The organism is Lewinella sp. W8 (genome assembly GCF_004375085.3).
Lineage (GTDB): Bacteria > Bacteroidota > Bacteroidia > Chitinophagales > Saprospiraceae > Neolewinella.
The window spans coordinates 1-13,579 of sequence record NZ_SNAQ03000025.1 but is presented as its reverse complement, the minus strand read 5'-3'; the positions used below and the strand labels follow the sequence as shown (position 1 = coordinate 13,579).

5 protein-coding genes and 1 pseudogene are annotated in these 13,579 nt (G+C 60.2%); 2 read left to right on the top strand and 4 right to left on the bottom strand.

Features of this window, described 5'->3' with window-relative positions; all coding sequences use genetic code 11:
* Positions 1-109 precede the first annotated feature (109 nt).
* On the top strand, positions 110-1,573 hold the full coding sequence (locus tag E1J53_RS21560; protein WP_134274450.1) for a serine hydrolase: 1,464 nt from the start codon (positions 110-112) through the stop codon (positions 1,571-1,573).
* Positions 1,574-1,965: 392 nt separating this feature from the next.
* Complete coding sequence (locus E1J53_RS21555; RefSeq protein WP_134274449.1) at positions 1,966-3,372, top strand: sulfatase; 1,407 nt, start codon at positions 1,966-1,968, stop codon at positions 3,370-3,372.
* Positions 3,373-3,375: 3 nt separating this feature from the next.
* Here the strand turns inward: E1J53_RS21555 and E1J53_RS21550 are convergent, their stop codons facing one another.
* From E1J53_RS21550 to E1J53_RS24020, 4 genes and pseudogenes are all read right to left on the bottom strand, one after another.
* Positions 3,376-5,193, bottom strand: a complete 1,818-nt coding sequence (locus tag E1J53_RS21550; protein WP_134274448.1) for an acetate/propionate family kinase — start codon at positions 5,191-5,193, stop codon at positions 3,376-3,378.
* A 165-nt stretch (positions 5,194-5,358) separates the two neighbouring features.
* Entirely contained in the window at positions 5,359-8,709 is a 3,351-nt protein-coding gene (locus E1J53_RS21545) for a hypothetical protein (RefSeq protein WP_134274447.1), read from the bottom strand.
* A 26-nt stretch (positions 8,710-8,735) separates the two neighbouring features.
* Positions 8,736-9,389 (bottom strand): hypothetical protein, encoded by a 654-nt coding sequence (locus E1J53_RS21540; RefSeq protein ID WP_134274446.1) that lies wholly within the window; start codon positions 9,387-9,389, stop codon positions 8,736-8,738.
* A gap of 291 nt (positions 9,390-9,680) precedes the next feature.
* Positions 9,681-13,579 (bottom strand): annotated as a pseudogene (locus E1J53_RS24020) (T9SS type A sorting domain-containing protein); the annotation flags it as partial.

Below are 13,579 nucleotides of genomic sequence, written 5' to 3'. Positions count from 1 at the left end.
CCTTCCCTCCCCAAAATCTCTCCATCCCGTGTAACCATTCCCGCAAGGCGCAGTACTCTCCCGGGGAAGGCCGTTCCGCCTTCCCTCCTTGAGTACCCAACCCAGCCCCATGCGTATCCTGGTCTTCCTCCTGTTTTGTCTTTCCTGCACCACCTGCACCCCGCCACCTGAGGGTGGCGAAGCCGACGACCCGGCGCTCCGGGATAAAATCACCCGCATCGAGAACGGACTACAGCCCCGACTGCAAATCATCGGATTTGACGTCCCCAAGTACAATGTCGACGAGCGTTTGCAAGAGCTGGGCATCCCCGGACTCAGCGTGGCGGTGTTGCGGAATGGGGAGGTGGAATGGGCCCGTGGCTACGGGATGGCGGATAGCACAGACAATCGACCGGTTACCCCCGAGACCTTATTCCAGGCCGGCTCCATCAGCAAGCCCGTGGCGGCCACCAGCGCGATGCAGCTGTTCGAGCGGGGTGTGCTGGACCTGGACGCCAACGTCAACGACTACCTGAGCAGCTGGCGGGTGCCCGACAACGAATTCACCACCCGGGAGAAAGTCACCACCCGCAGACTACTTACCCACACGGCCGGACTCACCGTCCACGGCTTCCCGGGCTACCCGCGGGGGGCGGTCCTGCCCAGCGTTCCCGACATCCTGGACGGCAGGGGTAATACCGATCCGGTGAGGGTCTTCCGGGAGCCCGGCGCCGGATACAAATACAGCGGTGGGGGCTACACCATCATGCAACAGCTGGTCGCCGATCTTGAGCAGCGGCCCTTCGCTACGGTCATGGAGGATCGGGTACTTAGTCCCCTGGGGATGAGCTCAAGTACCTTCGAAAACCCACTGCCGCAGCGGTACCACGCCCGCGCGGCGGCGGGCTACTATACGGACGGCAGTGTAGTGGCGGGCAACTGGCACGTCTACCCCGAAATGGCGGCCGCAGGACTGTGGACAACCCCGTCGGAACTCCTCCTGTGGGCCAACGCCATTCAGGAAGTGCAGCAAAGTCAGGAAGATGGCTTCCTGAAGGTCGGTACCGTCACGGAAATGCTCCGCCCGGACGACAACGACATGGGACTGGGACCCTACGTGGTGGAGGACTACTTCGGCCACGGCGGGGCCGACGAAGGCTTTCGGGCCGAACTCATGATCTGGAAAGATATGCCGATCGCCGTGGCGGTCATGTCCAATTCTGATGCGGGCAGCACCATCATCTGGGAAATGCTCCTGAGCATCGCGGAAGAATACGATCTGCCCGGCATCAACCCAAGAACCAGAACGTTCGCCGCGCAAACGCCCGAGGCGCTGGCCCGCTTTGCTGGCCAATATCGCCTGGGAGACGGTGGTGATGGAAGTATAGTCGTCAAAGATGACGGGCTGACGTTCTCCTCCGACTTCTTTTCCACCGGATCCGTCTACCTCCTCCCCGAATCGGACCACACCTTCTTCAATAAACAGTCAGGAACCTACTACGAATTCCTCCTCGAAGAAGAAGTCGTCACGGGCGTTCAGTTTGCGGGGCAGCATGCGAAAAAGATGCTGGTCGAGGAGCCCCGCTCCGAGTGAGGCACGTACGGAAAATACACGGTCGAGGAGCTCCGCTCCGAGCTGCGAGGTGTGCGGAAAAAATCGGTCGAGGGGCTCCGCTCCGAGCTGGGACGCCGGGCGGGGAAATCGGTCGAGGAGCCCCGCTCCGAGTGGAACCACGTACGGAAAATACACGGCCGAGGAGCTCCGCTCCGAGCTACGACGGCGCGTGAAGCGTAACGGAATACTTGAATCACCAGGTGCGGGTGCCGTGAATTTCCCGGCGGCCGTCCGGGTGGGATCCGTAATCGGGAGCGTAGCAATACCTTGCCCATCGGAGTGTAGTGCTCGGGGAATCACGGATCATTCATGGTGAGCCCTCCCCGGGGGCGTCCTCCTCTTTACTGCTTCGTTTCTCTCTACGCACTCCTATGCACGTCCCAAAAATTTTGGCCAGCCTCCTGCTGGCCAGCCTGCTGTCCTGCTCCACCCCGCCGCCGCCGGCGGAGGCCGAGACGCCCGTCGGTCCGCCCAACATCATCATCGTCTTCGCCGACGACCAGGGCTACGGTGACGTGGGCGTCTATGGGTCCACCCGGATTCGTACACCCCACCTCGATCGCATGGCCGCCGAAGGACTTAAACTGACCAATTTCTACGCCTTCCCCTCCTGTTCTCCCTCCCGGGCGGCGCTCCTGACGGGAGCCTATCCGCCCCGGGTGGGCATCCCCGACGTCATCGGGCCCGAAGGCCCGAACTGGACGGCCAACAAACAGTACGGCATCAACGCCACCGAAACCACCCTCCCCGAAATGCTCAAGCAGGCGGGCTACGCCACCGGCATGGTTGGCAAGTGGCACCTGGGCCATTTCCCCGAAACGATGCCCCTCCGGCACGGATTCGACGAGTTCTTCGGCCTGCCATACAGCAACGATATGCATCCCGGTAATGATCCGCTCTGGCCCGATCTGCCCCTGCTGGACGGCGATGAAGTCGTCGCCCTCAACCCCGATCAGCGGGAACTCACCAGCCGCTATACCCAGCGGGCCATCCAATTCCTGGAGGAGCATCAGGATACGAGTTTCTTCCTCTACCTCGCCCACAGCATGCCGCACGTGCCCCTCTTCACCTCCGATGGATTTCGGGATCGGAGTGGCTTCGGTACCTACGCGGACGTCATCGAAGAGATCGACGCCTCGGTCGGGGAACTCCTCGCCACCCTTGATCGCTTGGAGCTGGACGAAAACACCATCATTATTTACACCTCCGACAACGGCCCCTGGCTCACCTACGGCAACCACGCCGGCTCGGCCGGTCCCTTCCGGGAAGGCAAAGGCACTACCTACGAAGGCGGAATGCGCGTTCCCTTCCTGGCCCGTTGGCCGACGGGCATCCCCGCCGGAAGCGTTAACCACGCCCCAGCTTCGCTGACGGACGTCCTGCCCACCCTGGCCGCCCTCACCGGTGCGCCCCTCCCCGAACGGGCCATCGACGGCCGTGACCTCAGCCTGCTCCTCCGGGAGAACCAGGCACCTGCGGTCACGCCCTTTTATTACTATCGCTCCGGTAACCTGGACGCGGTGCGCCTCGGTCGGTGGAAACTGCACCTTCCCCACAATTTCCGCTACGTAGATCGGGTGGCCAACGACGGAAATCGCGGGAGTTACGCCTACCGGGATTCGGAGCTCGAGCTTTACGATCTATACGGCGATCCGGGAGAGCGGTATAACGTGGCCGAGGAGTTTCCGCAAAAAGTAGCGGAGCTGGAGGCCTTGGCGGAGGCTTTCCACGCACGGATGCTGCGCGAAAAAAGGGAACCGTTCCGACCGGCGCGATAGCGTCTACACCTCGTGCCGTAACCGCCGCTTGCGCAGCTGGCCGCGCTGGCCGGTTTCGAAGAGTACGCCTTCGTCTCCGGGACTAATTTCGGCTGCGTTGCCCTCGTCGGTATCGATGTGCATCTCCAGGCGGTAGTTCGGGGAAACCCGTACCAGTACGTTGCCAAAGGTGAGGGCCCGATCCCCGTTACCGACTTCAACCTCGACGATGTCCCGATCGTCCACGCCGAAGCGTTCGGCGTCTTCGGGGGTCATGTGGATGTGGCGCCAGGCGCAGATGACGCCATCTTCCAGATCGTACTCTCCGGCCGGACCGATAAGCTTACAACCCGGGGTGTTTTCCACCTTTCCGGATTCCCGAATCGGGGCGTCGATACCGAGGAAGAATTCATCGGTACGGGATATTTCCAGCTGGTCCTTGGGCCGCACCGGTCCCAGTACCCGTACCCGTTCAATGGTGTTGCGGGGCCCCACCACGGTCACCGTTTCTTCGGCGGCGAACTGCCCGGGCTGTGAAAGCCACTTTTTCACCGTCAGTTGGTGCCCCTTGCCGAAGAGCACATCCACCGTCTCCTGCCGCAGGTGAATGTGGCGGGCGGATACGGCAATGGGGATGGTGGGCTGGGTGTTGACCAGATCGGCCTGCTCCAGCAGTTTGGCCCCGGCCCGGGCAATGGCCAATTGTTCATCGGTATGGATGGCCAGCAGGGCTACCCGACTGTGGTCCATACTGAAGGCCCTGATGGGTTCCTCGTCGGTGAGCCGCAGGGTATTGTTTTTGTCTTCATTGATGATCGCCCCGAGGAAGTCGAGCCGCTGGGCGGCCCGGTGGCGGACGATGGCGGAATTTTCCCCGATACCACCCGTAAAGGCGATGGCGTCCACGCCGCCCATTACCGCCGCGTAGGCACCGATGTATTTGCGCAGCCGGTGGCTGAATACCTGTAGGGCGAGCTGGGCGTCGGCGTCCCCCTGAGTGGAGCGCTCGAGGATGGTGCGCATGTCGTTCCCGACCCCCGAAAGTCCGGCCAGGCCGCTTTCGCGGTTCAGAAGATCGTTGATTTCGCTGGCGGATTTACCCGTTTTTTCCTGGATGAAGGGGATAATACCGGGGTCGATATCTCCGCTCCGGGTGCCCATCACGAGGCCTTCGAGGGGCGTCATCCCCATGCTGGTTTCCACGGACCGGCCGTATTCGACGGCCGCCACGCTGCATCCGTTGCCCAGGTGGCAGGTGATGATGCGCATGCTGCGGTAATCCTGCTTCAGAAACTCTGCCGTCCGGCGGGCCACGAAGTGGTGACTCATCCCGTGAAAGCCATAGCGGCGGATACCGTATTTCTTGGCCAGCTCTTTGGGCAGAGCGTAGGTTTTGGCGCGGCTGGGCAGGCTCTGGTGGAAGGCCGTGTCAAAGTCGGCGTAGTGGAACAGGTCGGGGAAAAAATCCTGGGCGATCCGGATGCCGGACAGGTTAACGGGGTTGTGCAGCGGGGCCAGCTCCCCCAGGGATTCGATGGCGCTGATGACCTCTTCCGTAATGCGTACGGGGCGGTCAAACTGGTCGCCGCCGTGGACGACGCGGTGACCGATGGCGACCAGTTCCGTGCCGTTCAGTTTGTCCCGCAGGGCCACCAGACCCGTGGAGAGGGCGTGTTCGTGACCGGTTTTAGTCAATTCGATTTCCGTCCCGTCGCTGAAGGTGATCCTGGGCTCGTCGAGCAGGCGATCGGCCTGCATTTCCAGGGCGCGCTGCCCGGTCACGGGGTGAATGACGGCTGCTTTAATGGAAGAACTGCCGGCGTTGAGAACGAGAATGTGCAAGGGGACAATTGTTATTAGGTTCGTCAGGATAACGGCTTCGACCACGACGGGGTTGGCCGGAATAGATTAATTTCCGGTAATTCTTTCGGCGGGTGTTTCCCCGGTATTGTGGCGCTGGATTAGGGCGCAGGCGCGCGGGTGCCGGGCACCCCCGTGCGGCCAGGGCTACTTGTTGAAAAACCGGAAGATTGGCACGTCCACGCTGAAGGTCAGCATCCCCCGGATGGCCCGGGCGTCACGTTCCTTGTTGGAGCCTTCGGTCGTGAATTTCCGCACACTGGGGCCGTCCTGGATCCCGATGCCCAGGGTGAAGGGTGACTTGGGGAAATTGTACATCAGGTGAGCGCCGGGAGCAATCACGTTGGCCGGCCGGAACTCCGGCAAGCGGTCCACCGAAGCGGCGTTGGGGTCGTCGGATTGCTTATCCAGCCGGAAGGCCGTGATGGCCCCCAGGTCCAGCAGGGAACCAAAGAAGGTCACCGAGGACTTGCTGTTGCCGAGTCGTTTGCTGTAGGTGAAGCCTACGGGGACGAACAGGGCGGCACCCCAGGCCTCCTCCTCGATCCCGCTGGTGTTGATGCCCGCGGGAAGGCTGAGCCGTTCCCGGCTCAGGGCGAGCCCGAAGTAGGCCCCTAGCTCGAGACTGCTGGGGCGGTTGCGTTTGATCTGGGAGCTGCCAACTGGCAGGGCGATGGTGTTCAGCGCCGCCTCGAAGGCCGCCGGGGAATCGGCTGCCGCCACGTCGGCCATGAAGGTGCCGTAGCGAAAGAGGTTTTCCCGGAAGGCATTCACGCGGGCGGGATTGATTTTCGACAACCGCTTTTCCACCCGGGTGAGTTCTTCGCGGATGCGCTGAATCTTCAGGTCCCGGATACTGTTCGTCAGCTCTTCCTTGGCGTAGGGGTCTACGGACATCCGGAGCTCGGTGCTGTATTTCCGGAGGGTTTCCTCGTCCCGCCGATCGCCCAGGAGGGGAAGGTCGTCGGCGGAGGGACGTCCCAGTGCGATGGCCCGCAGTTCGCGGTCACCCTCAAACTCGTAGTCCAGCAATAGCCGCCGCAACTCATCCCGCTTCTCGGTGAGCCGTTGCTGCTTCTGGCTGGCCGTCGGCGCAACGTTGAAGACCTTCATCAGGTTGAGGAGGTTGTCTACGGCGTAGCGGTATTCGCCGGTCTGACTGAGTCGGAAGAGTTCATTGATTTCCTGACTCACTACCGGTACGTCGGCAAAGGCGGGGAAACGATCAATCAGCCGCGCCCGGTTGGGGTCGGTGAAAATTTTGGCGTTGAGGAGGCTGGAAACCGTTTGGCTGATGAAGTCTACCGCCAGAATCCGACGCTGGGCGGCTTCGGGAAGTCCGGCCAGATCGGGGAAGGCATACGGATCGGAGAGCTGATCGAGTTGTAGACCAAAGTCGAGGAGAAAATCCGTAATGCCCCGGGCGTCGAGGTCGCCGAAGGAGGAAACCCGTTGGAGGCGTTCCTGTCCGATACCCCCCATGAGCTGTTGGGCTTCGGGCGTCGTCAGGAAGACGGCCAGCTTGTTGTTTTTCAGGAAGAGCCCTTCGCTGCCTTCGTCGTCGGAGAGGAGGAAGAAGGCCTGTTGGGCCAGCCCGAAGAGGGTCTCGAAATTACTCAGGTTTTTGTACGCCCGGATGAGGGTGTCGGCCTGACTGGAGCTGTAGGCTTCCATGGCACTGAAGAGGCGGTCGTAGGCGACCGAAGCCGTTTCGATGGCGGGTTGCAGGGGAGGAAGGCTGGCCATGGCGGCCTCCGGCACCCTACTGCTTTTGGCGAAGGGAGAGGACTTGTCTCCCCGTTCCTCCACCCAGTCGGCGAGGCGCGTCCGGATGGCGGCTAGCTGGCTTTTGGCGTTTTTTTGCCCGGGCAGAACCTCTTCGGTCAGGTTGCGGAGCATCCGCAGGGCGGGGTAGGGCTGGTAGGCGATCTCGGCTTCGATGTCCGCCAGAAGGCGGGCCTTTGCGGTATCCGCGCTTTGTCGTTTGAGCTCGTCAGCCCGCCGTTGCTGGGTCACCTCCTTGTTGAGGTCCATCAGGCCCTGGCGGGCGTCGAGCAGGGACCGCAGCTGTTCCCGGTAGGCGTTGAGTTTTTGACGACTGGCAATAATTTCCCGTACGGCGGTCAGGCCGGCGGCCCGCAGTTCTTCCGGCCGGAGTTGGGTGGCGTTGGGGCCAAATAGCTGGTCGAAGCGCGCCACGCTGGGGTAGGCCTCATAATATTCGTAAGCTTCCTGTCCGCGCAGCCAGGAGGCAATGATGCCGGTGGCGGGCGGATTGCTGCCGGTTTCCCAGTAATTATCCTTTAGGGGTAATTGCCGCGTATCGAGGGGGAGAAAGAGGTCCCCGGCGCGCCGAAAATACTCCGTTTGTAACTCCGGCTGGCTGGCCATGCCCGTGTCGATGCGCGTCATGAGGGGATTGAACAACTGGCTGCTCAACTGATTATTGGCTAGAGCGAACTGTTCGTTCAGGTTCTCGATGGCTGCCGTATAGTCATCAAAGGCCATTTTGATGCCCTGGTAGGTGGCCGCCGTGGTGTCGGCCTGCCCCAGGCGAAGGTCGATTTTCCTGCGGGTGTCAATTCGGGTTTTGTCCAGTTCTCCGTAGGTGAAGGCCAGAATGTCCTGGGGGGGGACGTCCCGCATTTCAAGGTCGAGAATGCGGTAGAGCAGAAAGACATTGTAGATGGCTGGATCGCGGAAGGTGGCCGCATTCTTAGCGTCCAAAAAATTGCCGAGGTTGTAAGCAACGGCGTTGAGGTCTTCCACGAAGGCCTTGCGGATGCTGGGTAGGATGGCTTTGTAGTTTAGTAAGTCCAGCTGGGGCAGAAAATTGGAAGTATTGGGGAAGAGGTACTGGAGGTCATTACGGTTGATGTCCTCCCGGAGCTTGGTGAGGAAGCTGTAGGTGAGTTCTTCCTGTGCCCGTCGGCTGATCCAGTCGGAAAGCCCCGCAATGGCGTTGCCGACCAGGTTGCTGGAAGAAAGGGCCGCGGGCTGGTCATTGGCCGCCGCCGCGGCGGCTTCCAGGCTGAAGTTGGCGGTGGATCCTTCGGCAAAGGTTTTGCGGATTTTGCCCAGGTCAACCTTTCCCTGCCGGGAAAACAGATCGGCACCCGACAATTCCTTCAGGAAGCTGCCACGGGGAGAGGCGGCGGCTTCTGCAGCTAGTCTCAGGGTGTCCGGGGGAAGGTAGGCTTCGAGGAGGACGTCAATTTTTTCGTTGATCAGGTACTCCCGGATGGCCTGGTTCCCCTGGTAGTGTTCCAGCAGGGCCGCTCCCTCCAGGAGGCGATTGACCTCGTTGACGTCGGGCATCCCGCCGTAGTAGGCCAGCGTCAGGACGATGGAGTCCAGCGCGGGGTTGTTGATGACGCTGCCGGTTTTGCGGGCTTCGGGAGTGAGTTGAAGAATGCGCTGAATATCGTAGCTGACGTTTTGCCCCGCAACGAGGGTGGCCATCAGAACAAAGGCGCAGAATAGTGTAAGCTTTTTCATACCGTGTTGTTAAGGCAAAAGAGTGCTCAAACCGGGAGCACCACGCGTTTCTCTAAATAAGTGGCGGCCGCCTGTATCCGGGAAGGGAAGTTGGCTCCGGATGCGTTCTTGATGTCTTCGATGTGTGCTTCCACCTGCCGACATTCTTCATTCCTGGCCTGGACGAGGTCGAGCCGGAGTTTTTCATCGTACACCGCGCTGGTGAAGGTGAGGGCATTCCTGGCGGCGGTGAAAGCGGACCGGTCGAAGTTTTCCCCCGAAACCAGTAAGCGGGTGCGGGTGCTGTCCGTAGCCGCCCGGAGACCGTTCAGGTTTTCCCGCATTCTCCCGTTCAGGATGGAAGTCTCGACATTTTCCGGGCGGTCATTTTCTCCGGCCGTGAGGGCCGGATCGACGGCCCCGATCCAGTTGTTAAAGTCCGCGAGGCACTGCAGCACGTCACAGTCTTCTTCCTCAAGTTCCGTTCGGAGTTTATCGAGTGGCGTAAGGTCGAGGGAGGATTCGGGGGGGAAGGGGACTAGGTCTCGCATCTTTACGAGGCTCCACAGGATGTTCAGGGCATCGGACCTGGCGTCTTCGCCGGTGGTCTGTTGCTCGGATAGCAGCAGCAGCTGATGCCGAAACAACTGGTCCCCAACGTGACCAGCCTGCGCCAGGAGGCGTTGCTGAAATTCGTTCATGGGTTAGTGGTGGAATAAGTGTCTCGTTTAGACTTACTTAGAGAGGGATAAACGAGGTCAGATAATGGGTGTGACAAAGAAAACGAATACTGGGCACTGTTAAGTGTGAATAGTTCATATATCCTTTAGGGTACTTGGTAAAAATTTCGCAACCAGGCCCTTTGCTGTACCGAAAAGCGTGGCACCTGCACTCCGTGCCCGCGAAATGGCCCTCTAGCCGGATAACTTATGGGCAGAAAAAAGGCCCGCCTCCAAGCAGGAGACGGGCCCATCATAAAGGCGATCAAAAATCTACGGCCGTAGTAACACTACCTGCCGTGCTTCCGTCAATCCGGAAGCGCTACGTACCCGTATTACGTATGTACTTTGGGGTAACTTGCTCAGGTCGAGGTCCACCGGTCCGGCGGGCCAGTATTCCACTTCGCGGGACATCACCTCCCGTCCGAACGGATCAAGTACCGAAACGTCAACGCGCTCGCTTTCCCAGGAGGGAAGAGAGAGTTGGACGGCACCCGTAGTGGGGTTCGGGTAGGCATTGAGTCCGTTGTCGGGGCCATTTAGCCTAAATCCGGTGTTGGTGTCTTCAATGGTTCCGGGGCCCTCGTCGGTGAGCTTCGTGCAGCCGATGGAAATCGTGAATACTTCCTGGCATCCATTGGCATCGGTAACGACAACCTCGAAGTTCTGGGTCTTGTATCCCCCGGTGAAGATCACCGTCGCTTCGTCGGCTCCGCTGGTGATGAAGCCATCGCAGTCGACCATGCTCCAGGCGTAGGTGTAGGGTGCCTGGCCACCGTCGGGAATCACCGTCAGGGCGTTGCCGGAAGTGCCGCAGTAAAGCTCATCGCCCGCTAGGTCAAACTCGGCGGTGATCTCACGGTCAACGTAGCGTACCATCTGTTCGAAGGTGTTGAAATTACCACAGGCATCAGTGGCCATCCAGCGACGGATTTCCAGGAAGCCATCGGCGGTGTTCCGGCGGCTACGGACAAAATCAACCGCTACTTCACCACAGTTATCGGAAATTCCCGGTTTAACCAGCTCGGGCATTTCGTCGTCGCAGTAGAAGGTGATCATCGCGGGTGGCGTATCGTAGAAGTAGGGAGCAACCCGGTCTACGAAGGTGATGAACAGCGTGTAGGTGCTGCTGTTGCCGCAGGGGTCGGTTGCCGTCCAGTCGTACTGGTAGCGGCCGAGGTAATCCGGGCCACAGTCGATGTCGGATAGCTTGCTCACGTTGAGACTAATGTCTACGTCAGCCGGACAGTTGTCCGTTGCCGCAACGGCTTCATCACCGAAGTCGGGGAATCCGTTTTCGTCCAGTCTCCAGGGGCAGTCAAGGGTAACTTCGTCGCCACTTTCGGTCTTGTCGAGACGGGGGTGGGTAGCGACCACGGTGGGGGCGACCACGTCATCCCGCTGCTGGTAGCGTTGGGCGGTGCTGGTGTTTCCACAGGCATCGGTTGCCGTCCAGGTGTAAGTGACTAACTCCCCACAGCCGGCGAGGGTGGTGGTGCTCACCGAAAGCACGGCCGCGACCTCCACTCCGTTACACTCGTCAAAGGCGGTCACCTCACCGGGTACTACCTCATCGGCGCATTCATCGTCCGGGAGGTTGTTGAACACTGGTCCCACGAAGTCGCGGATGGTAACTTCCTGCTCGGCGGTACTAACGTTGCCGCAGCCATCGACGGCCGTCCACAGGTAGGTGTAGGTAGACACTTCGTCTTCACAACTTACCCGGGGGTCGTCAATCCACTCTCCAAAGAGGGTATCCACTCCACTACAGAGATCGTAGGGCGCGGGCATTTCCAGCATTCCTCCGCAGAGCATGTCGGTGGCCTCCAGGTTACCGAAGCTTGGTCCCGTACGGTCGACAACCTCGACGATACCTTCGTAGTTCACGGGGTTGCCGCAAATGTCGGTGGCCGTAATGCTGACGTTCGCTTTAAGGAGGTAACCGTCAGTGAGGCAGTCGCCTTCGGTAGCTTCCATTACTTCCACGGCGAGATCCGTTAATCCACAACTACCGGAGTCATCGATGTTGGCCAGCAGGAATTCCTCCACGTCGAAGTCGGCGCGTTTGCAGTCCGATTCCATCGTGATTACTCCTCCGGAGGCAACGCTGTTACCATCCAGGTCAAACACGGCGATGGAAGCGGTGCCGGGAGGGGAAATGATGATTTCCTGGCTCTCGCTGGCGGCATTGCCACAACGGTCGGTGGCCGTCCAGGTCCGGATGACTACCATACCACCGTCACCACAGGGTGCTGGGTCAGATTCTTCCATCGTTACAATGGGAGAGCTGCAGGCATCCACCGCGAAGACCTGCGGGGCCTCCGGTAGTACGTCCACACAGGCATCTTCCGGCACGCCCCGGAGTTCGGGTGGGGTGTCGTCGATCATTTCGAAGAATAGCTCGGTGGTCGATACGTTGCCCTGAGCATCTACGGCCGTGTAGGTAACCGTCATGAGGTAGGAATACCCTTCGAATTCACAGTCCAGGAAGTTCCCTTCCCGACTGCTGACCGTTACGGTAGGCTGAGGATCACAATTGTCAATGACTCTGACGTCATTGATTTCCCCGAAGAGTTGATTCAGCTCTCCACAGTTGAGTTGCATCCGGTCTCCATCCGTCATTCCCTGCAGCATCGGGCCGTAGGGGAATACCCGTGGTGCGGTGTTGTCCACTACGTGAACCACCTGCTCGAGCGTGGACGACTTTCCACTGGCATCCGTGAAGGTGTAGGTCCGTACGATGTCGTAGGCACCGGTGGCGGGGTCGCCAACGATACTTTCGGTCATGGTGGTCGTTACGGAACTACAGGCATCAAAGGCGTCCGGAGTTACTGCGGGAGGAATGTTGTTACATTCCGCGGTAAGTTCCGTGGGGAAGTTGGGGTCGGGAACCGGTGGGGTCGTGTCGACGATCTTCATGAAGATCGTGAGGCTGCTCTCATTGCCGCAATCATCCGTCGCCGTCCAGGTGCAAGACCACAGGCTGAGGAAATCACAGTCGCCGCAGTTACCTTCTTCAATCAGCACGTCCTCAAAGGTTACCTCCACGTTGGAGCAATCGTCCTCAACGAGCACGTCCTCTACGCCCATGGTGAAGGGGTTCCAGTTCGGATCCGCGTTATTACACTCAACTACCATAGTTCCTCCGGGAGCAGGCGTACTGAACAACGGAGTGATTACTGGGGCTTCGGTATCGGGCAGGACATTGAAGGAGGTCGTTTCCACGTCCTCGTTGCCGCAGGCATCCACGGCCGTCCAGCGATAAGTGACGGTATAGCCGTTACAGATGTCTACGGTATAGTCATCGATGGTGGGCGTCACGGTCACCTGGCTGCAGTCATCGGTTGCCGTCAGGGTTTCCTGGGTGGGGAAGGGATCGTCACAGTTGATGTCGGCAAGGTCACCGGGCTCTTCGAGCACGGGGGACTCGGTGTCGGGGCGTACATTGAAGGTTGCCGTTTCCACGTCCTCGTTGCCGCAGGCATCGCGGGCTACCCAGCGGTAGGTGATGCTGTATCCGTTACAGACGTCGACCTGGTAGGGGTCTACGGAGGGCGTCACGGTTACGGAGCTGCAGTCGTCGGTTGCCGTCAGGGTTTCCTGCGTGGGCAGGGGATCGTTGCAGTCGATGTCGGCGATGGGTGCGGGCTCTTCGAGTACGGGCGACTGGGTGTCGGGGCGTACGTTGAAGGTTGCCGTTTCCACGTCCTCGTTGCCGCAGGCATCGCGGGCCACCCAGCGGTAGGTGATGCTGTATCCGTTACAGACGTCAACCTGGTAGGGGTCTACGGAAGGCGTCACGGTTACGGAGCTGCAGTCGTCGGTTGCCGTCAGGGTTTCCTGAGTGGGCAGGGGATCATCGCAGTCGATGTCGGCGATGGGCGCGGGCTCTTCGAGTACGGGTGACTCGGTGTCGGGTAGTACGTTGAAGGTCACCGTTTCCACGTCCTGGTTGCCGCAGGCATCGCGGGCTACCCAGCGGTAGGTGATGCTGTATCCGTTACAGACGTCAACCTGGTAGGGATCTACGGAGGGCGTCACGGTGACGGAGCTGCAGTCGTCGGTTGCCGTCAGGGTTTCCTGAGTGGGCAGGGGATCATCGCAGTCGATGTCGGCGATGGGCGCGGGCTCTTCGAGTACGGGTGACTCGGTGTCGGGTAGTACGTTGAAGG